This window comes from Caballeronia sp. PC1, from assembly GCF_021353155.1.
GTDB lineage: Bacteria > Pseudomonadota > Gammaproteobacteria > Burkholderiales > Burkholderiaceae > Caballeronia > Caballeronia cordobensis.
In genome coordinates this window covers 3,172,749-3,195,666 of record NZ_JAJUBH010000001.1, presented here as the reverse complement: position 1 = coordinate 3,195,666, position 22,918 = coordinate 3,172,749, and the positions used below count along the sequence as shown (strand labels likewise).

The window sequence follows — 22,918 nt, the reverse complement described above, 5'->3', positions numbered from 1 at the left end:
CCTTACCGGTGCGCTTACGCGTTGATCGCGTCGATGCGCAGTTCGGTGTAGTTCTGGCGATGGCCAGCGTGCTTTTGGTAGTGCTTCCGGCGACGCATCTTGAAGATGGTCACTTTCTTGTGACGACCTTGCGACACGACGGTAGCCTTGACGGAAGCCCCACTGACCAGCGGCGTACCGAACTTAATCGATTCGCCTTCGCCTACTGCGAGAACCTGGTCGAGCGTGATTTCAGCGTCAATGTCTGCCGGTATCTGTTCTACTTTCAATTTTTCGCCAACGGCAACTTTGTACTGCTTGCCGCCGGTTTTTATGACCGCGTACATTGAGAACCTCACTCAGAATTCTTCCCGCTCGCGCGGGAAACTTCAAATTTCCCACGCACCACGCGGGGGAAAACACGCGATTATACATAGAGTTACGCTTGACGTCAAAGCGCAATAGCCTGCCCGGCGCGGGCGTGCGGCCGGCGCGATCCTCGGCGAAAACCCGTCGAACCACGCGCGATTTTCAGCGACACGGCGCGATTCGACACCCCGAACACCCGTCGGCTGTCGGATTCGCCTTATAATCCGCCGGATTACCCTTAATGCCGATCATGTCGTCCACCGCCACTTCCTCTCCCAACGCCGCCGCGCTGCTTGCCCCGATCGCCGAGGACATGCAGCAGGTCAATCGCGTCATCCGGCAGCGCCTGGCATCAGAAGTGATGCTGATCAACCAGATTTCGGAGTACATCATCGGCGCGGGCGGCAAGCGGCTGCGTCCGGCGCTCCTGCTGCTGGTGTCGGGCGCGCTCGGCGACACGACCGGACATCGGCACGAACTCGCGGCGGTGGTGGAATTCATCCACACGGCGACGCTCCTGCATGACGACGTCGTCGACGAATCCGACCTGCGCCGTGGCCGCAAGACCGCGAACGCGCTATTCGGCAATGCGGCAAGCGTGCTGGTCGGCGACTTCCTCTATTCGCGCTCGTTCGAGATGATGGTGAGCGTCGGCAAGATGCGCGTGATGGAGATTCTCTCGGTCGCGACCAACATCATTTCCGAAGGCGAAGTGCTGCAGTTGCTCAACATGCACGACCCGGACGTCGATGAAGCGCGTTACATGCAGGTGATCCGCTACAAGACGGCGAAGCTGTTCGAGGCGGCGGCGCAACTGGGCGCGGTGCTCTCGGGCGCGGATGCGCGCACCGAAGCGGCGGCGGCGGAGTTCGGCCGGCGCATCGGCACGGCGTTCCAGATCATGGACGACTGGCTCGACTACACCGGCACGCCGGAATCGATGGGCAAGAACGCCGGCGACGATCTGCGCGAAGGCAAGCCCACGCTGCCGCTCATCTATTTGATGGAGCACGGCACCGCCGAGCAGGCGGCGCTCGCGCGCGAGGCGATCGAGCAAGGCGGCACGGATCGTTTCGATACGATCTTCTACGCGATCACGACTTCCGGCGCGCTCGATCACACGCTGAAGTGCGCGCGGAAAGAAGCCGAAGCGGCAGCGAAAGCAATTTCTTCGTTTCCTGATTCCATTTTCAAAGAAAGCCTGTTAGAATTATGTTCTTACTCGACGTCGAGACAGTCTTAAACGAGACTGAAACGGCGAAGCAGTACAGATCGAGTACAAGTTGGTCGAATTCGGGGTGTAGCTTAGCCTGGTAGAGCGCTACGTTCGGGACGTAGAGGCCGGAGGTTCGAATCCTCTCACCCCGACCAGAATTGCAAAAACCCGCATGGTCCGCCATGCGGGTTTTTTATTTTTGCGCACGAAAGCGCGTCCGCTGGCCGAAAGGCCTAGGGCAAGCGCCGCGTCCCGTCTGCTATATTGCCTCCCATCTCCGCCCCTATCCGACCATCGCGTGGACACCCTTCCCTTATGGGCGCAAATTTGCGCCATTTTTCTGCTTCTTTTCCTTTCCGGCTTCTTCTCGATCTCCGAAACGTCGATGATGGCGCTCAATCGCCATCGGCTGAAATATCTGGCTAGCCAGGGATCGCTGCGCGCCCGCACCACGCAAGGACTGCTCGCGAAGACCGACCAGCTTCTTTCCGTGATCCTGATCGGCAACAACCTGATCAACACGATCATCCCGGTGCTCACCACGTCGATCGCGCTGCGCACGTTCGGCCATAACAATCTGGTCCTGTCGATCACCACGGGCGTCATCGCGTTTCTGATCATCGTGTTCGCGGAGATCGCGCCGAAGATCGTCGGCGCGACGTATCCGGAGAAAGTCGCGCTGCCCGCGAGTCTCGTGCTCGCGCCGCTCATGCGCATCGGGCGGCCGCTCATCTGGTTCGTCAATCTGTTCGCGAATGCGATTCTGGCGGCGCTGCACATCAACACCCGAACCAAGAGCGATCAGCGCCTCTCGCCCGAAGAACTGCGCACCATCGTGCTGGAAACCGGCAGCTTCATGCCGACCAAGCACCGCAGCATCCTGCTCAATCTGTTCGATCTGGAGAACATCACCGTCGATGACGTGATGATTCCGCGCCGCCGCATCGAAGCGCTCGATTTCGACGCGCCGTTCGAGCAGATCCTGCATCAACTCGAAACCTGCTATCACAACAAGCTGGTGGTGTTTCAGGGCGACATCGACCGCGTGCTCGGCGTCCTGCACGTGCGCAAGACGCTCTCCGCGCTGCATAACCAGGAACTGGAGCGCGACACGTTGCGCGAGTTGCTCGCCGAACCGTATTTCGTGCCGGCCGGGACGCCCGTCTTCCAGCAATTGCAGTTCTTCCAGGAAAGCGGCCACCGCATCGCGATCGTGGTCGACGAGTACGGCGAGTTGCAGGGCCTCGTCACGCCGGAAGACATCATCGAGGAACTGATCGGCGAATTCACGACGACGATTCCGCGCGGCGCGGGCTCGCGAGGCGGCTGGGACGAGAACGGCGAGTGCATCGTCGCGGGCAGCATGCCGCTGCGCGAACTCAACCGCTGGCTGCATCTGACGTTGCCGACGGACGGACCGAAAACGCTCAACGGCCTGATTCTCGAAACGCTCGAAGACATTCCTGACGGCGATATTTCGATGCGCATCGCCAACGTGACCTTCGAAGTCATGCGCAGCGACGACCAGGCGATTCGCACGGTGAAGATCTTTCATCCGGACGGGCCGCCGAAACGCGCGCTGCGTTAGCCATTCGGACGACTGGGCGAAGGCCTTCGCGGGCGGGATGATCGGATCATCTCGACCCCGACCGCACGACGCCCATGATCTCCCCTTCCCGCGACGCCTTCGATACTTTCACGCGCCCCGCTCGCCCGCCCGGCGCTACGGCGGAAGCCGTGTCCGAACACGATACGCCCGCCGTCTCGCTGCTCGCCGAAACGCTGCGCGAAGCCGCTGAGCGCGGCGCATCCGACATTCACGTCGAACCGGCCGAACACGACTGGCGCATCCGGCTGCGCGTCGATGGCGCATTGCATGTGCTCAGGCGCCCGCCGCCGCACTTGCGCGACGCGTTCGTCACGCGCATCAAGGTGCTGTCGCGCATGGATATCGCGGAGCGGCGCGTGCCGCAGGACGGCCGGCTGCGTCTGAGTCTGCCGGGCGGGCGCACCGGCGACTATCGCGTCAATTCGTTGCCGACGCTCTTCGGCGAAAAGCTCGTCCTGCGCCGGCTCGACACACTGCCGCCAGACCTGTCGCTCGGCGCGCTCGGCCTCGATGACGCGCAAAGCCGCACGGTCGAATCGGCGATTCGCGCGCCGCACGGTCTGGTGCTCGTGACAGGTCCGACCGGCAGCGGCAAGACCCTGTCGCTCTACTGCTTCCTGCAAATGCTCAACGCCGAAGCGCGCAACGTGTGCTCGGTCGAAGATCCGGTCGAAATCCAGCTCGCGGGCATCAATCAGGTGAGCGTGCGTGAAAAGGCCGGGCTGACGTTCGCCATGGCGCTGCGCGCGTTCATGCGCCAGGACCCGGACGTCATCATGGTCGGCGAGATCCGCGACGCCCAGACCGCCGACGTCGCGGTGAAGGCCGCGCAGACGGGACACCTCGTGCTTTCGACCCTGCACACCAACGGTGCGCCCGCCGCGATCGCACGTCTCATCGACATCGGCGTGGCGCCTTATAACCTCGCCTCCGCGCTGCGGCTGGTCACGGCGCAGCGGCTCGTGCGCAAGCTGTGCGAGGTTTGCCGCGCGCCCTCCGCGCTGCCGCTCGCCGACGGTTTTCATCCGTTCGAGCCGCGCGGTTGTCCGGCGTGTCACGGCATTGGGTATCGCGGACGTGCCGGGGTGCATCAGGTGATGCCGGTTTCGGATGACATACGCGAGCTGATCGTGTCGCGCGCGGCGACTCATGCGATCGCGCGCACGGCGCAGACGCAAGGCATGCCCGCGTTGCGCGATGCGGCCTTCGCACGCGTGCGCGAGGGCGTGACCAGCGTCGCCGAAGCCGCGGATGCCACGGAGATCGAATGATGCGCGAGGTTTCGTCGGAGATTCGCTTTGAGTGGCGCGGCATGGACGCCGAAGGCCAGGAGAAACGCTGAAAGATCATCGCCGCCGATGCGCCCGCAGCACGCGCGACGTTGCGGCGTGAAGGCGTCATCGTGGTCGCGCTCGAGACGCTCGGCGTCGCGCCGCCGCCCAAGACGAAGGCCGCCGAAGTCACGCTTTTCACGCGCCAGCTCGCGGGATTGCTGAACGCGGGACTGCCGCTCGCGGGCGCGCTCGAACTGCTTTCGGGCAGCGCAACGGGCGGCGGACTTCCGCGCGTCGTCGGCGCCGTGGGCCGCGATATCACGCGCGGCGTGCCCTTCTCCGCGGCGCTTGCGCAACATCCTGCGGCGTTCGGCGCGCTCTACTGCCAGCTAGTCTCGGTCGGAGAAACGGCGGGCGCGTTGCCGGCCGTGCTCACCCGTCTCGCGGACGATCGCGAGCGAGCCGCCTCGCAGCGCGCCCGGCTACGCGCGGCCCTCACCTATCCGGTCATGGTGCTGCTGCTGTCGCTCGCGATCACGGCGGGTTTGCTGATCGGCGTCGTGCCGACCTTCAAGACCATCTTCGACGGTTTCGGCGCGGCGCTACCCGCGCCGACGCGTTTCGTGCTCGCGCTTTCGGATGGCGTCGGCAGCGTTGGCGTGCCGCTGGTCATCGCGTGTTCGGCCGTGGGCGTCGTCCTGCTGCGCTGGATGAAGCGCTCTCCCGACGCACGCGAATCCGCCGATCGCGCCGCGCTGCGCCTGCCGCTCGCGGGCAAGCTGCTACGCTCGCTCGCCGTCGCCCGATGGAGCCGCGCGCTCGGCACCTTGCTCGCCGCCGGCACACCGCTTGCCGACGCCTTCGACTCGCTCGCGCAGGCCACGGGGAACCGCGTATTCGACCGCGCGACCGTGGAGATCGCCGCGCGCCTGCGCAACGGCGAGCGCCTCGCCGCCGCAATGCGTGCCGCCGGATGCTTCCCGCAAGACGTGGTGCAGCCGATCGCGGTCGCGGAAGAATCGGGCTCGCTCGATTCGATGCTGCTCGATCTCGCCACGCTCGCCGACCGGCAAGTGGACGAGCGCATCGGCGGCTTCGCGAGCCTGTGCGAGCCGGTCGTCATCACGGTGCTGGGCGCGCTCGTGGGCGGACTTGTCATCGCGATGTATCTTCCTATCATTCAGCTCGGCAACGTGGTGTAGCATCGCGGGCCAGAGCCATCGTTCGTTCATCATGCAGCCTTCGTTTGATCCATCCGCCGCGCACTTCGCGAGCCGCTACGTGTCGGCGTTCGCGGCGCTTCCCTTCGCCATGCAGTATGGCTTCGCCGTGGTGTTCGGCCTCGTGATCGGCAGTTTTCTCACGGTCGTCGTGCATCGCCTGCCCGTGCTGCTCGAACGCGCGTGGCGCGCCGAAGTCGAAGCCGCGATGCCGGACGCGGCCGATCTGCCCAAACCCGCCGCCGACCCGTATCCCGAGCGCTTCAATCTCGCCGTGCCCCGCAGCGCATGTCCGCATTGCAAGCACGTGCTGCGCGCGTGGGAGAACATTCCCGTCATCAGCTATCTCGCGCTGCGCGGCCGTTGCTCGGCATGCGGCGCACGCGTGAGCCCGCGTTATCCGCTGATCGAACTGGCAACCGGCGCGCTGGCGGCGCTCTCGCTCTATGCTTTCGGCCCGTCCTGGCCCGCTTTCGCGGCGTTCGGCCTGTGCGCGACCCTGCTCGCGGCTGGCCTCATCGACTACGACACGCGCTATCTTCCCGATGTGCTGACACTGCCGCTGCTGTGGGCCGGACTCATCGTCAATTTCGGCGAGGGCGGGTTTGCGACGCTGCACGATGCTGTCACGGGCGCGATCGCGGGCTATCTGTTCCTGTGGTGCGTCTACTGGCTTTTCAAACTCGTGCGCGGCGTGGAAGGCATGGGATACGGCGACTTCAAGCTGCTCGCTGCAATCGGCGCGTGGCTCGGCTGGGCGTCGCTCGCGCAAGTCCTCCTGATCGCGGCGGTCGCGGGCGCGGCGTTCGGCATCGTCGCGACATGGAAGAAGCGCATGCGTTTCGAAGAGCCCTTGCCTTTCGGGCCGTTTCTCGCGGCGGGCGGCGCCATCACGCTTTTCGTCGGCACGCCGCTTTACGCATTGTTCGGATGAAGGAGCGCGACGGATGTTCAGCATTGGTCTCACCGGCGGAATCGGCAGCGGCAAGAGCACGGTCGCGGATCTTTTCGCGGCGCGCGGCGTCACGCTCGTCGACACCGATCTGATCGCGCATCGGATCACGGCGACGGGCGGCGTCGCGATGCCGCTCATCGCGAGCGAGTTCGGCGACGATTTCATCGCGGCGGACGGTTCGCTCGACCGCGCGAAGATGCGCGCGCTCGTCTTCGCCGACGACACCGCCAAAGCGCGTCTCGAAGCCATCGTGCATCCGCTGATTCGCGCCGAAACGGAGCGTCAGCGCAATGCGGCGCCGGGGCCGTATCACATCGTCGTCGTGCCGCTGCTCGTCGAATCGGGCGAATGGGCAGCGCGGGTGTCGCGCGTGCTGGTCGTGGATTGTCCGGTCGAGACGCAGATCGCGCGCGTCATGCGGCGCAACGGCTTCTCACGCGAACAGGTGCTTGCGATCGTCGCAAAACAGACAACGCGCGAAGCCCGCCTCGCCGCAGCGGATGACATCGTCGTCAACGACGAAAGCGCCACGCTCGCCGCGCTCGGGCAGCAAGTCGACGCGTTGCACGCGCGCTATCTGTCTTTGGCGTCCGCCTAAGAAAACGCGTCCGCCTGAGTCGGCGAAATGCCCGAAAAGTTCCCAGTTCGGCACCGAAACACGCGGTTTGTCGCACAAACAGGCCCCGATTTGCTAGGGTGAGGATGCGGCATTAGAATGTGCTCACTTCCGCTCATGGAAGCAACCGACCCACGCCGAGGCGAGCGCTTGATCCTTTACGAGTATCCCTTCAACGAGCGTATCCGGACGCTGCTGCGGCTCGAAGATCTGTTCGAGCGCTTCACGTTCTTTCTGACTCAGGAAGACGCGCGAGAACATCACGTCGCGCTCACGACGCTCTTCGAGATCGCCGAAGTCGCAGGCCGCACGGATCTCAAGGCCGATCTCATGAAGGAACTGGAGCGGCAGCGGCAAACGCTCGCGCCATTCCGCGGCAATCCGGGGATCGAGCAGGAAGCGCTGGAAGCCGTGCTAGGCGAAATCGAGCAGACGCTCGCCGGACTCACCGACATGCACGGCAAGACCGGCCAGCATCTCGCCGACAACGAATGGCTCGCGAGTATCCGCAGCCGCACGATCATTCCCGGCGGCACCTGCAAGTTTGATTTGCCGTCGTACTACGCGTGGCAGCAGTTGCCGGTGGAAGAACGCCGGCAGGACATCGCGCAATGGGTCACGCCGATGCTCGCACTGCGCGACGCGGCCACCATCGTGCTGCGTCTCGCGCGCGAATCGGGTCAGGCATCGAAAGTCATGGCGATGCAGGGCAGCTATCAGCAGATGTTGTCCGGCCGCACCTATCAGTTGATGCAGGTGCGCGTTTCGCCGGACACGCGCGTGATTCCCGAGGCCAGCGCGAACAAGTACATGCTGTGGGTACGTTTCACGGTGCAGGACGGCGACCTGAAACCGCGCGCCGTCGATGTCGACGTGCCCTTTCATCTGACGCTTTGCAGCCTTTGAACCGGGAACGGTTTGGCCTCATATGGTCAAATATCGTTCGTTAGTCCGTTCCAGGCTCGATTCGCAACTGTCATGATCACTGTCGTCAAATGCCCGACCTGCAGCAAGGAAGTCCGCTGGGTCCCTGAAAACCGTTTTCGGCCGTTCTGCTCGGAACGCTGCAAGCAGATCGATCTCGGCGCGTGGGCGGCCGAAAAGTACAAAATATCGGGAAATTCGCAGGAAACGCCGCCGGACGACGACTCGCACGGCGGCCTGAACTAAGCGCGAATCTTTATTCGCGCTCTTCCTCTTCGAGCCATTCGAGAATCGGAAGGGCGGCGGGCAGCAGGGGCGCGACTTCCACCGGAAGCGTCTGCCATGCGATCGCCTGACCTTCGCGCCCGCGCGGCGTGCCCTTCCAGTCCGTCACCTTGCAGAAGAACAGACGCACGTAGGCGTGCGGATAGTCGTGTTCGAGCGTGCGCCAGAGCTGGCACGCGGTGACGTCGATGCCCAGTTCCTCATGCAGTTCGCGTCCGAGCGCCGCCTCGACGCTTTCGCCCGCTTCCAGCTTGCCGCCGGGAAATTCCCAGTAACCTTCGTACGGTTTGCCTTCCGGCCGCTGCGCGAGCAGATAGCGTCCGTCGTGCTGCACCATCACGCCGACGGCCACTTCGGTCACCTTGCGACCATCGGGTGCGATGTCGCTCGTCGAATCGGTCATTGCTTGCGTCCCGACCAGTCGCGCGCGAATTGCCAGGCGACGCGGCCCGAGCGCGATCCGCGTTCGAGCGCCCAGACGAGCGCATCGCCGCGCGCGCTTTCGATCTCCGTGGCGTCGCAGCCGAAATGCTTCAGCCAGTGGCCGACGATCGACAGATAGTCGTCCTGCTTGAACGGATAGAAGCTGACCCACAGCCCGAAGCGCTCGGACAGCGAAATCTTCTCCTCGACCACTTCGCCGGGGTGAATTTCGCCATCGGACGTATGCTTGTACGTCTCGTTGTCGCTCATGTATTCGGGCAGCAAATGGCGGCGGTTCGACGTTGCGTAGATCAGCACATTGTCGGATTGCGCCGTAACGGACCCGTCGAGCGCGACCTTCAGCGCCTTGTAGCCCGACTCGCCTTCCTCGAAGGAAAGATCGTCGCAGAACACGATGAAGCGCTCGGGCCGCGCCGAGATCAAATCGACGATATCGCCGAGATCGTGCAGATCGTCCTTGTCGACTTCGATCAGGCGCAGGCCGTCCTTCGACCACGCGTTCAGACACGCCTTGATGAGCGACGACTTGCCGGTGCCGCGCGCGCCCGTCAACAACACGTTGTTCGCGGGCAGCTTCTTCACGAATTGCATCGTGTTCTGCTGGATCAGGCCTTTCTGCCGATCGATGTTCTGAAGGTCATCGAGCGAGATGTTCGAAATGGCCGCGACGGGTTGCAGGAAACCGCGCCCCTGACGCTTGCGCCAGCGGAACGCCACCGCGGATTGCCAGTCGATATCGGGCGTCGCTGGCGGCAACATCCCTTCGATACGCGCCAGCACCGCCTCGGCGCGCGTGAGAAATTGTTCGAGTTTGTCCATTGTCTCTTCGGTGCGCGCCCGCGTTACGAACGGTAGTCGGCGTTGATGCTCACGTAATCGTGCGAAAGATCGCACGTCCAGACGGTCGCCGTCGCGTTGCCTCGTCCGAGCACGACGCGGATCAGAATCTCACTCTTCTTCATCACGCGCTGGCCGTCCTCTTCCTTGTAGGCCGGATTGCGGCCGCCCGCTTTCGCGACGAGCACGTCATCGAGATACAGATCGATTTTGCCGACGTCGAGATCCGTCACGCCCGCGTAGCCGATGGCCGCGAGAATGCGGCCCAGGTTCGGGTCCGACGCGTAAAACGCGGTCTTCACGAGCGGCGAATGGCCGATTGCGTACGCAATCTGGCGGCACTCCGCCGCGTCCGTGCCGCCTTCGATCGTCACCGTCATGAACTTGGTCGCGCCCTCGCCATCGCGCACGATGAGTTGCGCGAGTTCCTGCGCGACTTCCGTCACGGCATCGCGCAATGCGGCGTAGGCGGGCGAATCCGTCGACGTGATCGCGGGCAGGCTCGATTTGCCCGATGCGATCAGGATGAAGGAATCGTTCGTCGACGTATCGCCGTCGATCGTGATGCAGTTGAACGAGCGATCGGCGACGTGCTTCACGAGCTGATCGAGCACCGGCTGCGCGACGTTCGCGTCGAAGGCGAGGAAGCCGAGCATCGTCGCCATGTTCGGCTTGATCATACCCGCGCCCTTGCTGATGCCCGACAGCGTGACCACATGCCCGTCGATCGTGACCTGACGCGAGGACGCCTTCGGCAGCGTGTCCGTCGTCATGATGGCTTGCGCCGCGTCGAACCAGTGCGCGGCCTTCTGATTCGCGAGCGCGGCGGGCAAACCGGCCTTCAGGCGGTCGATCGGCAGCGGTTCGAGGATCACGCCGGTCGAGAACGGCAGAATCTGTTGCGCATCGACGCCCGCGAGACGCGCGAGCTCCGCGCAGGTTTCGCGCGCGTGCGCCATGCCCGGCTCGCCCGTGCCCGCGTTCGCGTTGCCGGTATTGACGACCAGCGCGCGAATGCCCTTGCCTCCTTCGCTCACGGCGGCGAGATGCTCGCGGCTGACGGTCACCGGCGCGGCGCAGAAGCGGTTCTGCGTGAACACGCCCGCGACGCTCGCGCCTTCGTCGACCCGAATGACGAGCACGTCTTTGCGATTGGGCTTGCGAATGTTCGCCTCGGCCCAGCCTAGCGTGACGCCGGCGACGGGATGAAGCGCTGCGGGATCGATCGAGGGGAAATTGACGGCCATGTTCGCGTCTCGCTGATGGTGGCGAGTGCCGGCAAGAACCACCGGCACGCTATGAAAGACTGACGCCGCTTCGCGGAACGAATTCGGCGCCGTGAATGATGGGTCCTGCAAAGACAAACGACGCATCGCTGCGTCGCTTGGTTCTGGTCAGCAGCCGATTACGCCAGCTTGCCGTGACAGTTTTTGTACTTCTTGCCGCTGCCGCACGGGCAGGGATCGTTGCGGCCGACCTTCGGCACTTCGTCGGAAGGGCGCGTCGCCACGCTGATGTCGTCGCCGGAGGCCATCGCCTGGCTGACCATCTGCGCGGTGGCGCTCGCCGCTGCCACCGCCGGCGTCGGGTCCGCCGCCGGTGCGTTGAAGTCCGCGTGCGTGAACGACACGTTCTCCAAGTGGCTGCCCTTCTCTTCGTACTGCTCGGCGGCCTCTTCGAGTTGCTCGGGTGACTGGATCTGCACGTTCATCACGACGCGCGTGACTTCCTGCTTCACGGCATCGAGCATGGCGGCGAACAGTTCGAACGCCTCGCGCTTGTATTCCTGCTTCGGATTCTTCTGCGCGTAACCACGCAGATGGATACCCTGACGCAGATGATCGAGCGCGGCGAGATGCTCGCGCCAGCGGCTGTCGAGCGTCTGCAGCATGATCGAACGCTCGAACGCGCTGAACGATTCGCGGCCCACCATCGCGACCTTCGCCTCGTAGGCTTCGTCGGCGGCGGCGAGCACGGCTTCGCAGATTTCCTCGGCGTCGATCGAGTTCGACTCGTTGATCATTTCCTGCACGGCTAGATCGAGCGACCAGTCGTTGCGCAGCACTTCTTCCAGTTCCGGCGCTTCCCACTGCTCTTCGATGCTGCCCGCCGGCACGAACGTGCGCACCACGTCGCCGATCACGCTCTGACGCATCGCGGCGATGGTTTCCTGCACGTCGTTCGCTTCGAGCAGTTCGTTGCGCTGCTGGTAGATCACCTTGCGCTGATCGTTCGAGACGTCGTCGTATTCGAGCAGTTGCTTGCGGATGTCGAAGTTGCGCGCTTCCACCTTGCGCTGCGCGCCTTCGATCGAGCGCGTGACCATGCCCGCCTCGATCGGCTCGCCTTCGGGCATCTTCAGGCGATCCATGATGGAGCGCACGCGATCGCCCGCGAAGATGCGCAGCAAAGGATCGTCCAGCGACAGATAGAAACGCGACGAGCCCGGATCGCCCTGACGGCCCGCGCGGCCGCGCAGCTGATTGTCGATACGGCGCGACTCGTGACGCTCGGTGCCGATGATATGCAGACCGCCCGCCGCCTTCACGTGATCGTGCAGCGCCTGCCATTCGTCGTGCAGCTTCTGGATGCGCGTGGCCTTCTCGTTCTCGGGAATCGACAGATCCGCTTCGATGAACGACGCCTGCTTCTCGACATTGCCGCCGAGCACGATGTCGGTGCCGCGGCCGGCCATGTTGGTCGCGATCGTGACGACGCCCGGACGGCCCGCTTCGGCAACGATCGCCGCTTCGCGCGCGTGCTGCTTTGCGTTGAGCACTTCATGCTTCACGCCCTGCTGGCCCAGCAGGCTGGAGAGCAGCTCGGACGCTTCGATCGACGTCGTGCCGACGAGCGTCGGCTGGCCACGTTCGACGCAATCGCGGATGTCGCGAATCACCGCGTCGTAACGCTCTTTCGAGGTCTTGTAGATCTGATCCTGCTTGTCGACGCGCTTCGGCGGACGGTTGGTCGGAATCACGACCGTTTCGAGGCCGTAGATTTCCTGGAATTCGTAGGCTTCCGTGTCCGCCGTGCCGGTCATGCCGGACAGCTTCGCGTACATGCGGAAATAATTCTGCAGCGTGATGGAGGCGAGCGTCTGGTTCTCGGCCTGAATCTGGACGTGCTCCTTCGCCTCAACTGCCTGATGCAGACCGTCCGACCAGCGGCGGCCCGTCATCATGCGGCCCGTGAATTCGTCGACGATCACGACTTCGCCGTTCTGCACCACGTAATGCTGATCGCGCAGGAAGAGCGTATGCGCGCGCAACGCGGCATAGATGTGGTGCATCAGCGTGATGTTCTGCGGCGCATAGAGGCTTTCGCCCTCGCCGATCAAACCCCACTCGGCGAGCAGGCGCTCGGCCTTTTCGTGCCCCGATTCCGTCAGGAACACCTGGCGCGCTTTTTCATCGAGCGTGTAGTCGCCCGGCTTCTCGACGCCGGTGCCGTCCGCCTTCTCCTCGCCGATCTGCTGTTCGAGCAGCGGCGGCAGCGCGTTCATGCGCACGTAGAGGTCGGTGTGATCTTCCGCCTGGCCGGAGATGATGAGCGGCGTGCGCGCCTCGTCGATGAGGATCGAGTCCACTTCGTCGACGATCGCGAAATTGAGCGGCCGCTGCACGCGCGAGTTGGTCTCGTAGACCATGTTGTCGCGCAGATAGTCGAAGCCGAACTCGTTGTTCGTGCCGTAGGTGATGTCCGCCGCGTACGCTTCCTGTTTCTGCCCGTGCTCCATCTGCGACAGGTTCACGCCGCACGACAGGCCGAGGAAGTTGTAGAGGCGCGCCATCCATTCGGCGTCGCGCTGGGCGAGGTAGTCGTTCACCGTGACGACATGCACGCCGCGGCCCGACAGCGCGTTGAGATACGCCGCGAGCGTCGCAACGAGCGTCTTGCCCTCGCCGGTGCGCATTTCGGCGATCTTGCCGTAGTGCAGGACCATGCCGCCGATGAGCTGAACGTCGAAGTGGCGCATCTTCAGGATGCGCTTGCTCGCCTCGCGGCAAACCGCGAAAGCCTCCGGCAGGATCACGTCGAGCGATTCGCCGCCCGCGACGCGCTGGCGGAACTCGTCGGTCTTGGCGCGCAGCTGGTCGTCCGAATACTTCTCGACGGTCGGCTCGAGGGCATTGATCGCCGCAACGGTCTTTTGATACTGCTTGACCAGCCGCTGATTGCGGCTGCCAAAAATCTTCTGAAGGAAACCGGTCGTCATCGGATCAGTGTCTGCGTCGCGGCTTCGGACGGGCGGCAGCGCCAGGCTGCGTCCGGCCTCGGAGAACCTCGGCGACTTAAGTCCATAGGGTGAAATCGAATCGGGAATTTTAGCACGCGAGTTTGTCAGACCTTGTGTCGGCGTGCCCGCCCGGGCGTCGGCGCGGCGCGACAGTCAACGGGTTGAAAGCTTGGCTGGAAGCAGCCTCCGGAAAGACCGCCGGCCGCCGGACAATGATCCGCCTCGCGTACAATCAAACGTTCCATCGGGCGTTCGCCTCAACGAAAATGAGCCGCTTTTCTACAAATTCAAGGTCACGCTTCGATCCGCGCCGGCCGCAGGCCGTCTCGGACGTGCTCGATCGCACGGATGCCTTTCTCGCGCTGCGTGCGGGCGTCGAGCAGGTGGCAGCGCTGCAGCGAGACCTGAGCGCGCTGTTGCCGGATTATCTGGCGTCGAACGTGGAGCCGGGTTTCATCAAAGATGGCGTGCTCGCGCTTTTTGCCGCTCACAATGCGCTCGCGGCGCGATTGCGGCATCTGGAGCCGCGCCTGCTCGCCGATCTCCAGCAGCGCGGCTGGGCCGTCGATGCGCTGAGAATCCGCGTGCGCCCGCAGCCGATGAAAGAAGCCGCCCCGCCGAAGCAGGCGCGGATGTCGCCTGCGGGCGCCTCGGCGCTTCAGGAACTGGCCGAGACGCTCGAACCTTCGCCGCTGAAGGAAGCGCTCGCGCGCATGGCCGCGCGTCATCAGGCGGGAAAAGACAAGAAGTGACATCGCCCGGATTCGGGCGTGGACGCATCGAGATTTCCGTAAATCCGTCCGCCGTCAATCGCGAATATCGATCCGCAAAAATGCAAAAAATAATTGCGCGAAAATAATCTCGGTATTCGTTGATAATCGTTTAGGCGCGCACAATTTTTATCACATCGCATTTATCCTCATTGCTAGAATTCAGCGAACTCTCGTTCTTCTAGCCCCGCCGCTCGCTATCCGCGTCAGTCAATCGTAGTAAGCCTCCCGGCATGAAATCCGGTCATTCTCAAGCGGCTGGAGGCTTACGCACGCTTGAACGCTGCGATAGGGCATTTGCTTCTCGGATTTTCCCGCCGAGCAATGACTGGCTTCGCAATGTTAAGTATTGTCTCAATCGACGCCCTTATCTCCTGTCTCGTATTTGTCGCCGCGGCTTATTCGATCGTCGCCGCATTGGCGATGCCGCGGTTCGAACGGCGTATTGCGAAGACATCCAAAAATGCAGTCGACGACCACGGCATCAGCGTGCTCAAACCGCTTTGCGGCGCGGAGCCGCGCTTGTTCGAAAACCTCGCGACATTTTGCGAGCAATCGCATCGCGAGTTCGAACTGATTTGCAGCGTTGCTTCGCCGAACGACGCGGCCATCGAAACCGTTCGCCGCCTGCAGGCCGCTTATCCGAATTGCGCGATTCGCCTCGTGGTCGATTCGCGCGTATATGGCCGTAATCTCAAGGTCGGCAATCTCATCAATGCGGCGCAGCACGCGCGCCACGGCATCTTCGTCGTGGCCGACAGCGATATCGCCGTGACGCCGCGCTATCTGCGTACCGTCACCGCGCCGCTTGCCGATCCGACAGCCGGCGTCGTCACGTGTCTCTATCGCGCGGGCCCGGTTGCAGCCTTCTGGTCGCGCGTCGGCTCGCTTTTCGTCAACGAGTGGTTCGCCCCGTCCGTGCGCATCGCGCATGGCGGCGGCTCGCGGCGCTATGGCTTCGGCGCGACGCTCGCGCTCACCCGCGCGACCCTCGACGCAATCGGCGGATTCCACGCGCTCAAAGACTGCCTCGCGGACGACTATTACCTGGCCGAGTATCCGCGCCGCCTCGGACTGCGCACGGTGCTCGCGCCGATGATCGTCGGCACCGACGTGGCCGAGTCGAGCCTGTCCGCGTTGTGGCAGCGTGAAACGCGCTGGCTGCGCACGATCCGCTCGATCAATCGCGCGGGCTTCGCGTTTCTGTTCATCACGTTCACCTTTCCGTGGATGGTCGCCGGCGCGGCGCTCGCGCTGGCGGACTCGACGTCGCCCGTGGCCATGCCGCTGCTCGTTGCGTCATGCGCCGGCAGCGCCGCGCGGCTCGCGCTTCACGCGCGCGAGTCGCGCCACGCGCGTTCGTTCTGGCGCGACCTGGCGCTCGTGCCGCTGCGCGACGGCCTGCTGGCGCTCGAATGGCTCGCGGCCGCGTTCGGTTCGAGCGTCGTCTGGCGGGGCGTGCAGTTGCCCGTTGAAGGCGGCGTGCTGCCCGAAGCGTCGGCCTCGATGCCGTCGCGACGTTAGACCCGCGATTTCCCGCGCGGCGCGTCGGCCAGGCGCGCGCATTTCATTCCATTTTTCATCGCAACATACTTTGCCGGACCTTTCATGAAGACGCTCTTTCTTCAGGCGCCGTCGTTCGACGGCTTCGACGGCGGCGCCGGTTCGCGTTATCAGGCGAAGCGCGAGATCCGCTCGTTCTGGTATCCGACGTGGCTCGCGCAGCCCGCCGCGCTCATCGCCGATAGCCGCGTGCTCGATGCCCCCGCCGATAGCCTGACCGTCGAAGCGACGCTCGATATCGCCGCGCAATACGAACTCGTCGTCATCCACACGAGCACGCCCTCGTTTCCGTCCGATGCGCTCTTCGCCGAGCATCTGAAACAGCGCGCGCCTTCGATTCTCATCGGCGTGGTCGGCGCGAAAGTGGCGGTCGATCCGCACAATTCGCTCACGGCGAGCGATGCGATCGACTTCGTGTGCCGCGAGGAATTCGACTACACCTGCAAGGACATTGCCGAGGGCCGGCCGTTTGCCGAAATCCAGGGCCTGAGCTATCGCGCGAAAGACGGCTCGATCGAGCACAACGCAGCGCGTCCGATTCTCGAGAACATGGACGAGTTGCCGTTCGTCGCGCCGGTCTACAAGCGCGATCTGAACCTGAAGAACTACTTCATCGGCTATCTGAACTATCCGTACGTGTCGATCTACACGGGACGCGGTTGCCGTTCGCGCTGCACGTTCTGCCTGTGGCCGCAGACGGTGGGCGGGCATCGCTATCGCGTGCGTTCGGTCGAGAATGTGCTCGAAGAAGTGAAGTGGATTCGCGACAACATGCCTGAAGTCAAGGAAATCATGTTCGACGACGACACCTTCACCGACTTCAAGCCGCGCGTCGAGGAAATCGCGCGCGGGCTCGGCAAGCTCGGCGTCACGTGGTCGTGCAACGCGAAGGCCAACGTGCCTTACTCGACGCTCAAGATCATGAAGGAAAACGGGCTGCGTCTTTTGCTGGTCGGCTACGAATCCGGCGACGATCAGATCCTGCTGAACATCAAGAAGGGCTTGCGCACGGATATCGCGCGACGCTTCGCCGACGATTGCCGCACACTCGGCATCAAGGTGCATGGCACGTTCATTCTCGGCTTGCCGGGTGAGACGAAAGAGACGATCGAAAAGACGGTTCGTTACGCCAAGGAAATCAATCCGCACACGATTCAGATTTCGCTGGCCGCGCCTTATCCCGGCACGACGCTCTATAACCAGGCCGTCGAGAACGGCTGGCTCGAAGAGAACAAGGCGATCAATCTCGTCAGCAAGGAAGGCGTGCAACTGGCCGCGATCGGCTACCCGCATCTGTCGCGTGACGAGATTTATCACGAGCTCGAACGCTTCTATAAGCGCTTCTATTTCCGTCCGTCGAAGATCTGGGAGATCGTGTGCGAGATGCTCACGAGCTGGGACATGATGAAGCGGCGCCTGCGCGAAGGCGTCGAATTCTTCCGTTTCCTGCGCGCGCACGAGGCGTGATGCAGTGCGCGGCCTGATCGTCACCGCAGATGACTTTGGCCTGCATGAGCGCGTGAATGATGCGGTCGCGCGCGCGCATCGCGAAGGCGTGCTCACGTGCGCGAGCCTGATGGTCGGCGCGCGCGCCGCCCGCGATGCCGTCGAGGTCGCGCGAGCGCATCCGCGTTTGCGCGTCGGCCTGCATATCGTGCTCGCGGACGGTCATGCGGTCTTGCCGCCCGCCCGCATTCCCGCGCTCGTCGATGAGAACGGCCGCTTCGCGGATCGCATGGTGCGCGACGGCTTTCGCTTCTTCTTTCTGCCCGACGTGCGCCACCAGCTGGCGCGGGAAATCCGCGCCCAATTCGAGGCGTTCGCCGCGACCGGACTCACGCTCGATCACGTCAATACGCACAAGCATTTCCATTTGCATCCGACGGTGCTGTCGCTGATTCTCGACATCGGGCGGGACTTCGGCATGCGCGCGATGCGCCTGCCGTTCGACAGCGGCGCGCCGCTCGCGCTTCGTCCGTGGATCGCGCTGATGCGCGCACGGCTCGCGCGCGCGGGCATTGCGCATAACGATCACGTGTTCGGCATGATGGCGAGCGGCGCGATGGACACCGCCGCGATACTTCGCGCGCTTGCGCATCTGCCACCCGGCGTCACGGAAATCTACTGCCATCCCGCGACGCACGCCGATGCGCCGATCACCGAATCAATGCGCGACTATCGTCACGCCGACGAACTCGACGCGTTGCTCTCGCCGCGCGTCGCGTCGGCTATCGCCTCATCCGGTGCGATTTGCGGCGGGTTCGCAGATCTCTTTCCTTCCGAGACATGAAACGCCTGCTGCGCTGGGCGACGCTGCCCGTCGGCATCGTCGCGTTGATTGCATTCGTGCTGCATCAGGGCGTACACGACGTCGCCGCTGCCATCGACAAAGCCGGGCGGGCGCTGCTGTGGCTCGTGCCCTTTCATGCGCTGCCGCTGCTGCTCGACGCGCAAGGCTGGCGCGTGCTGCTGGGCGGCCGCGCGTCGCTCGGCTTTCTGTGGTGGGTCGCGGCCGTGCGCGAAGCGGTGAGCCGGCTGCTGCCCGTTGCGAGCATCGGCGGCGAAGTGGTCGGCATGCGGCTCGCCCGATGGCGCGTGCGTGACGCGACGGCCGTGAGCGCGTCGGTGATCGTGGAAGTGCTGGTGACGATGGGCGTTCAGTACGCCTTTTCGGCGCTCGGCATTGTGCTCGCACTGACTTCACGGCGCGGCGCGGGCATCGAGTCGATCGGGCTCGGCCTGATGTTGTCGCTGCCTCTGCCCGTGCTCGCCTTCGCCCTCGTCAGAAAAGGCGGATGGTTCCAGGCGATCGAGCGTTTCGCGGCGCGGATGTTCGGCGCGTCGCATCCTTTGACGCAAGGCATCGGCGGCGCGCATCTCGATACCGCGCTCGATGCGCTCATGCGCCGCCCCGGCATGCTGCTAAGCGCGTTCGGATGGCAACTCGCCGGTTACATGCTCGGCGCGCTCGAAGTCTATTGGGCGCTGGCTCTGCTCGGCGCGCCGGTGAGCGCCGGCGAGGCGCTCGCGATCGAAGCGCTGACGCAGGCGGTTCGGCACGCCGCGTTCATGGTGCCCGCCGGGCTCGTCGTGCAGGAAGCAGCCGTGCTGGCGTTCGCGACCCTATTCGGTGTGCCGATGGACGCGGCGATTGCGCTGCCGCTCATCAAGCGCATGCGGGAAACGGTCTTCGGCTGCATTGCGCTGGCTAGCTGGCAGATCGCGGAAATGACGCGGCGCCGGCGAACGCGCGACGCTTCGGCGATCGGCGATCGGCGCAAACGGCCGTTGATACGCGTCACGCGCAAAAAAAATGAGCGGCGCTTTCGCTGCCGCTCATTCCTCACTGCTCCGTGGACGCCTGCTATCAGGCAAACGCCGTTTGCGTATCGAATCCGAAACCGCGCGGCGCCTTCTGCGTGTCCTCGAACGTGACGATCTCGTACGCGTCTTCGTTCGCAAGCAATTCGCGCAGCAGCATGTTGTTCATCGCATGGCCGCCCTTGTACGCGTTGTACGACGCCAGCAACGGATGACCGACCACGTACAGATCGCCGATTGCGTCGAGCATCTTGTGCTTCACGAACTCGTCGTCGTACCGCAGGCCGTCGTTGTTCAGGATGCGGTATTCGTCCAGCACGATCGCGTTGTCCATGCTGCCGCCGCGCGCGAGACCGAGCTCGCGCATCATTTCGACTTCGTGAGCGAAACCGAAGGTGCGCGCGCGCGCGATTTCACGCACATACGACGTCGTGGCGAAATCCACTTCCAGCGCCTGACCGGTCTTGTCGACAGCCGGATGGCGAAAATCGATGGTAAAGCTCAGTTTGAAGCCGAAATACGGTTCGAGGCGCGCGAATTTGTCGCCGTCACGCACTTCGACCGGCTTCGTCACCTTGATGAACTTCTTCGGCGCGTTCTGTTCCTCGATACCCGCCGACTGAATCAGGAACACGAACGAAGCCGCGCTGCCGTCCATGATCGGGATTTCTTCGGCGGTGACATCGACATACAGATTGTCGATGCCGAGGCCCGCGCACGCCGACATCAAGTGCTCGATGGTGGACACGCGCGCGCCGTCTTTCTGCAGCACGGACGCGAGACGGGTGTCGCCGATCGACATCGCGGACGCGGGAATATCGACCGGCTCGGCCAGATCGACACGCGAAAACACGATGCCCGTGCCAATGGGCGCAGGACGCAGGGTCAAGTCGACCTTGCGGCCGGAATGGAGCCCGATACCCACGGTCTTGACGACGGTCTTGATTGTTCGCTGCTTCAACATGATGTTCTTCCGATGTGTTTTTCCTATAAAGGAAATCAATCGCTCATTAAACACTAATAGCTCGAATTATACTCCATTCATCGCGCGCCGTCCTGATCCGGGGAGTATCAACTGTTTCCCTGTGTTACGCGGAATCGGCGTCAAAGTGAAGTAGAACGGGCCGATGCCCGGAATGGAGGCATTTCCGGTCATCGGCCCCAAGTTGCGGCCTGGTACGAGGGCGCTTTGAGCGTTGCGCGCGGGCAACGCAGCGCCGCTGCACTCAGCGCAACGTCGCCAGGATGCTTTGAGCGTCGCTGACTTCGAACTTGCCGGGCGCTTCGACGGACAGCGTCTTGACCACGCCGTCGTCTACCACCATGGCGTAGCGCTGGGAACGGATTCCCATGCCACGCGCGGACAAATCCTGATCCAGTCCGAGTGCCTGGGTAAAACGCGCACTGCCGTCCGCGATCATCCTCACCTTGCCCGAGGTTTGAAGATCGCGTCCCCACGCGCTCATCACGAACGTGTCGTTGACGGAAACGCACCAGACTTCGTCGATGCCGGCCGCGGACAGGTCCGCCGCCGCTTCGACATAACCGGGCACGTGTCTGGCGGAGCACGTCGGCGTGAACGCGCCCGGCAATCCGAAGATCACCACGCGTTTGCCTGCGCACCGCTCGCGCACCGGGAACGCATTCGGTCCCACGGCGCAGCCTTCGGTTGCCTCTTCGATGAACTCGAAAATGCTGACATCCGGCAACGTTTCACCCACTTTGATCATGCTCGGTCCTTCCCTCATCAGTGCTCGCGACATTCTCGCGATCGCATCGTCCCGCGGCGTTGCCGAACTGCGTTGCGGCGATCCCGGCTTCAACCTGCCTTCCTTGACGTCAGGGGCAAATTCGTGGGGGTCGGCTGGCCACGGCCCGGCGTCCATTTAAATCAGGACGCGGCCTTGGACAGTCGCCCCACGCGAAGCCAGCATCATCCGCGCCGGTCGTTCAGCGCGTGCACGCGGTGGGCTGCGTCGTCATGACGAACTCAGCAGCAAATACCGTGCGTGCGCTTAGTCCGCTTGCTTGCGCAGGAACGCCGGAATGTCGTACGTATCGACGCCCTTTTCCTGCAGCGCCTGAACGTGCGATGCCGCCGTCTCACGCGTCGAACGCCATACGGCCGGCGTGTCGAGCTGACCGTAATCGGTCGTGCCCTGGCCATGCTGCGTGCCGTACGAATTGTGCGGAGCGTGATGCGCATGCGCGACCGGCTGGTTGTCGGTGCCCGTGCGCAGCAGGGTCATCGGCGCTTGCTGCTGCTTCTTCGCCGCGCGGCCCAGGCCCGTTGCGACCACCGTCACGCGCAGTGCGTCGCCCATCGCGTCGTCGTACACCGCGCCGAAGATCACCGTGGCGTCGTCGGCTGCATACGACTTGATGGTGTTCATCACTTCACGCGTTTCCGACAAACGCAGCGAACGGCTCGACGTGATGTTCACCAGCACGCCACGCGCACCCGACAGATCCACGCCTTCGAGCAGCGGGCTCGCCACCGCCTGTTCCGCAGCGAGACGCGCGCGATCGACGCCGGCAACGGTTGCCGTGCCCATCATCGCCTTGCCCTGCTCGCCCATCACCGTTTTCACGTCTTCGAAGTCGACGTTCACGAGGCCATCGACGTTGATGATTTCCGCGATACCGGCCACAGCGTTGTTCAGCACGTCGTCCGCGCACTGGAAGCACTTGTCCATCTCGGCGTCATCGCCCATCACCTCGAACAGCTTGTCGTTCAGCACGACGATCAGCGAGTCGACGTGATCCTCCAGTTGTTGCGAGCCGGCTTCGGCCACGCGCATGCGGCGGCCGCCTTCGAACTCGAACGGCTTGCTCACGACGCCAACGGTCAGAATGCCCATTTCCTTCGCGATCTGCGCCACGACCGGCGCCGCGCCCGTGCCCGTGCCACCGCCCATGCCCGCGGTGATGAACACCATGTGCGCGCCGCGCAGTGCGTCAGCGATACGCTCGCGTGCGTCTTCCGCTGCTTCCTTGCCCTTGTCCGGCTTCGCACCCGCGCCGAGACCGGTCATGCCGAGCTGCAGCACCGTCGGGGCGCGCGAACGAGCGAGCGCTTGCGCGTCGGTGTTCATCACGATGAAGTCCACGCCCTGCACGCCGCGCGTGATCATGTGCTGCACCGCGTTGCCACCCGCACCACCAACACCGACGACCTTGATGATCGTTCCGTTGGTTTCCGTTTCCAGCATTTCGAAATCCATGTTGCCTCCGTCAAGAATGAAGATCGGCGTTATTCGATGAGAGATCGGGCAACCTCACATCGCGCGCCAGCC

General features: G+C 63.7%; 20 protein-coding genes, 1 tRNA gene and 1 pseudogene. 14 read left to right on the top strand and 8 right to left on the bottom strand.

Features of this window, described 5'->3' with window-relative positions:
* Nucleotides 1-14: 14 nt before the first annotated feature.
* Nucleotides 15-326 carry a 50S ribosomal protein L21 gene (rplU, locus tag LY284_RS15330; RefSeq protein ID WP_014192315.1) on the bottom strand — a complete coding sequence of 104 codons (312 nt, stop codon included), beginning with the start codon at nucleotides 324-326 and terminating at the stop codon, nucleotides 15-17.
* Between the two features lie 272 nt (nucleotides 327-598).
* Here rplU and LY284_RS15325 point away from each other — a divergent pair, with 272 nt between their 5' ends.
* The 9 genes and pseudogenes from LY284_RS15325 to yacG all read left to right on the top strand — a co-directional run bounded on the left by LY284_RS15325 (nucleotide 599) and on the right by yacG (nucleotide 8,408).
* Nucleotides 599-1,591 (top strand): polyprenyl synthetase family protein, encoded by a 993-nt coding sequence (locus tag LY284_RS15325; RefSeq protein ID WP_233387191.1) that lies wholly within the window; start codon nucleotides 599-601, stop codon nucleotides 1,589-1,591.
* Between the two features lie 51 nt (nucleotides 1,592-1,642).
* Nucleotides 1,643-1,719, top strand: a tRNA-Pro gene (locus LY284_RS15320).
* A gap of 143 nt (nucleotides 1,720-1,862) precedes the next feature.
* Nucleotides 1,863-3,152 carry an HlyC/CorC family transporter gene (locus LY284_RS15315; RefSeq protein WP_014192317.1) on the top strand — a complete coding sequence of 430 codons (1,290 nt, stop codon included), beginning with the start codon at nucleotides 1,863-1,865 and terminating at the stop codon, nucleotides 3,150-3,152.
* Nucleotides 3,153-3,226: 74 nt separating this feature from the next.
* On the top strand, nucleotides 3,227-4,444 hold the full coding sequence (locus LY284_RS15310) for a GspE/PulE family protein (protein ID WP_233386997.1): 1,218 nt from the start codon (nucleotides 3,227-3,229) through the stop codon (nucleotides 4,442-4,444).
* A pseudogene (locus tag LY284_RS15305) lies at nucleotides 4,441-5,649 on the top strand (type II secretion system F family protein). Before LY284_RS15310 ends, LY284_RS15305 begins: the two are co-directional and overlap by 4 nt.
* A gap of 31 nt (nucleotides 5,650-5,680) precedes the next feature.
* Nucleotides 5,681-6,601: an A24 family peptidase gene (locus LY284_RS15300; protein WP_233386989.1), complete on the top strand. Its 921-nt coding sequence runs from the start codon at nucleotides 5,681-5,683 to the stop codon at nucleotides 6,599-6,601.
* Between the two features lie 13 nt (nucleotides 6,602-6,614).
* Nucleotides 6,615-7,220 (top strand): dephospho-CoA kinase, encoded by a 606-nt coding sequence (gene coaE, locus LY284_RS15295; RefSeq protein WP_233386987.1) that lies wholly within the window; start codon nucleotides 6,615-6,617, stop codon nucleotides 7,218-7,220.
* Between the two features lie 168 nt (nucleotides 7,221-7,388).
* Entirely contained in the window at nucleotides 7,389-8,144 is a 756-nt protein-coding gene (gene zapD / locus LY284_RS15290) for a cell division protein ZapD (protein WP_045452205.1), read from the top strand.
* A gap of 72 nt (nucleotides 8,145-8,216) precedes the next feature.
* Entirely contained in the window at nucleotides 8,217-8,408 is a 192-nt protein-coding gene (gene yacG / locus LY284_RS15285) for a DNA gyrase inhibitor YacG (protein WP_014192323.1), read from the top strand.
* A gap of 10 nt (nucleotides 8,409-8,418) precedes the next feature.
* On the opposite strand, the gene LY284_RS15280 is transcribed toward yacG, so the two are convergent.
* From LY284_RS15280 to secA, 4 genes are all read right to left on the bottom strand, one after another.
* Nucleotides 8,419-8,850 (bottom strand): NUDIX domain-containing protein, encoded by a 432-nt coding sequence (locus LY284_RS15280; RefSeq protein ID WP_045451083.1) that lies wholly within the window; start codon nucleotides 8,848-8,850, stop codon nucleotides 8,419-8,421.
* Entirely contained in the window at nucleotides 8,847-9,710 is an 864-nt protein-coding gene (locus LY284_RS15275) for an ATP-binding protein (protein ID WP_014192325.1), read from the bottom strand. The genes LY284_RS15280 and LY284_RS15275 overlap by 4 nt, the downstream gene beginning before the upstream one ends.
* Nucleotides 9,711-9,733: 23 nt before the next feature.
* Nucleotides 9,734-10,975: a bifunctional glutamate N-acetyltransferase/amino-acid acetyltransferase ArgJ gene (gene argJ / locus LY284_RS15270; RefSeq protein WP_233386985.1), complete on the bottom strand. Its 1,242-nt coding sequence runs from the start codon at nucleotides 10,973-10,975 to the stop codon at nucleotides 9,734-9,736.
* Between the two features lie 158 nt (nucleotides 10,976-11,133).
* Nucleotides 11,134-13,947: a preprotein translocase subunit SecA gene (gene secA / locus LY284_RS15265; RefSeq protein WP_233386983.1), complete on the bottom strand. Its 2,814-nt coding sequence runs from the start codon at nucleotides 13,945-13,947 to the stop codon at nucleotides 11,134-11,136.
* 287 nt (nucleotides 13,948-14,234) lie between these two features.
* Here secA and LY284_RS15260 point away from each other — a divergent pair, with 287 nt between their 5' ends.
* From LY284_RS15260 to LY284_RS15240, 5 genes are all read left to right on the top strand, one after another.
* A complete protein-coding gene (locus LY284_RS15260; RefSeq protein WP_077157548.1) occupies nucleotides 14,235-14,720 on the top strand; it encodes a DUF721 domain-containing protein in 486 nt (161 codons plus the stop codon).
* A gap of 357 nt (nucleotides 14,721-15,077) precedes the next feature.
* Nucleotides 15,078-16,262, top strand: a complete 1,185-nt coding sequence (gene hpnI / locus LY284_RS15255) for a bacteriohopanetetrol glucosamine biosynthesis glycosyltransferase HpnI (RefSeq protein WP_375294248.1) — start codon at nucleotides 15,078-15,080, stop codon at nucleotides 16,260-16,262.
* Between the two features lie 84 nt (nucleotides 16,263-16,346).
* Entirely contained in the window at nucleotides 16,347-17,768 is a 1,422-nt protein-coding gene (gene hpnJ / locus LY284_RS15250) for a hopanoid biosynthesis associated radical SAM protein HpnJ (protein WP_233386967.1), read from the top strand.
* Between the two features lie 4 nt (nucleotides 17,769-17,772).
* The gene (gene hpnK, locus LY284_RS15245) at nucleotides 17,773-18,591 is read left to right on the top strand and encodes a hopanoid biosynthesis-associated protein HpnK (RefSeq protein WP_233386957.1); all 819 of its coding nucleotides are present in this window, start codon (nucleotides 17,773-17,775) and stop codon (nucleotides 18,589-18,591) included.
* On the top strand, nucleotides 18,588-19,736 hold the full coding sequence (locus LY284_RS15240; RefSeq protein WP_233386948.1) for a lysylphosphatidylglycerol synthase domain-containing protein: 1,149 nt from the start codon (nucleotides 18,588-18,590) through the stop codon (nucleotides 19,734-19,736). The genes hpnK and LY284_RS15240 overlap by 4 nt, the downstream gene beginning before the upstream one ends.
* Here LY284_RS15240 and lpxC read toward each other — a convergent pair.
* The 3 genes from lpxC to ftsZ form a co-directional block, all read right to left on the bottom strand.
* On the bottom strand, nucleotides 19,669-20,586 hold the full coding sequence (gene lpxC, locus LY284_RS15235) for a UDP-3-O-acyl-N-acetylglucosamine deacetylase (RefSeq protein ID WP_041730670.1): 918 nt from the start codon (nucleotides 20,584-20,586) through the stop codon (nucleotides 19,669-19,671). The genes LY284_RS15240 and lpxC overlap by 68 nt on opposite strands.
* A gap of 262 nt (nucleotides 20,587-20,848) precedes the next feature.
* Complete coding sequence (locus LY284_RS15230) at nucleotides 20,849-21,352, bottom strand: peroxiredoxin (RefSeq protein ID WP_233387189.1); 504 nt, start codon at nucleotides 21,350-21,352, stop codon at nucleotides 20,849-20,851.
* 285 nt (nucleotides 21,353-21,637) lie between these two features.
* Nucleotides 21,638-22,846, bottom strand: a complete 1,209-nt coding sequence (ftsZ, locus tag LY284_RS15225; RefSeq protein WP_014192334.1) for a cell division protein FtsZ — start codon at nucleotides 22,844-22,846, stop codon at nucleotides 21,638-21,640.
* Between the last annotated feature and the right edge of the window lie 72 nt (nucleotides 22,847-22,918).

Bases quoted from the DNA above. Each gene is read 5' to 3' on its own strand.
- secA (WP_233386983.1), bottom strand. From the start codon at position 13,947: ATGACGACCGGTTTCCTTCAGAAGATTTTTGGCAGCCGCAATCAGCGG.
- hpnJ (WP_233386967.1), top strand. From the start codon at position 16,347: ATGAAGACGCTCTTTCTTCAGGCGCCGTCGTTCGACGGCTTCGACGGC.
- ftsZ (WP_014192334.1), bottom strand. From the start codon at position 22,846: ATGGATTTCGAAATGCTGGAAACGGAAACCAACGGAACGATCATCAAG.
- rplU (WP_014192315.1), bottom strand. From the start codon at position 326: ATGTACGCGGTCATAAAAACCGGCGGCAAGCAGTACAAAGTTGCCGTT.
- lpxC (WP_041730670.1), bottom strand. From the start codon at position 20,586: ATGTTGAAGCAGCGAACAATCAAGACCGTCGTCAAGACCGTGGGTATC.
- hpnI (WP_375294248.1), top strand. From the start codon at position 15,078: ATGTTAAGTATTGTCTCAATCGACGCCCTTATCTCCTGTCTCGTATTT.
- LY284_RS15300 (WP_233386989.1), top strand. From the start codon at position 5,681: ATGCAGCCTTCGTTTGATCCATCCGCCGCGCACTTCGCGAGCCGCTAC.
- LY284_RS15260 (WP_077157548.1), top strand. From the start codon at position 14,235: ATGAGCCGCTTTTCTACAAATTCAAGGTCACGCTTCGATCCGCGCCGG.
- LY284_RS15240 (WP_233386948.1), top strand. From the start codon at position 18,588: ATGAAACGCCTGCTGCGCTGGGCGACGCTGCCCGTCGGCATCGTCGCG.
- argJ (WP_233386985.1), bottom strand. From the start codon at position 10,975: ATGGCCGTCAATTTCCCCTCGATCGATCCCGCAGCGCTTCATCCCGTC.
- LY284_RS15325 (WP_233387191.1), top strand. From the start codon at position 599: ATGTCGTCCACCGCCACTTCCTCTCCCAACGCCGCCGCGCTGCTTGCC.
- coaE (WP_233386987.1), top strand. From the start codon at position 6,615: ATGTTCAGCATTGGTCTCACCGGCGGAATCGGCAGCGGCAAGAGCACG.
- LY284_RS15275 (WP_014192325.1), bottom strand. From the start codon at position 9,710: ATGGACAAACTCGAACAATTTCTCACGCGCGCCGAGGCGGTGCTGGCG.
- LY284_RS15310 (WP_233386997.1), top strand. From the start codon at position 3,227: ATGATCTCCCCTTCCCGCGACGCCTTCGATACTTTCACGCGCCCCGCT.
- LY284_RS15230 (WP_233387189.1), bottom strand. From the start codon at position 21,352: ATGATCAAAGTGGGTGAAACGTTGCCGGATGTCAGCATTTTCGAGTTC.
- yacG (WP_014192323.1), top strand. From the start codon at position 8,217: ATGATCACTGTCGTCAAATGCCCGACCTGCAGCAAGGAAGTCCGCTGG.
- LY284_RS15280 (WP_045451083.1), bottom strand. From the start codon at position 8,850: ATGACCGATTCGACGAGCGACATCGCACCCGATGGTCGCAAGGTGACC.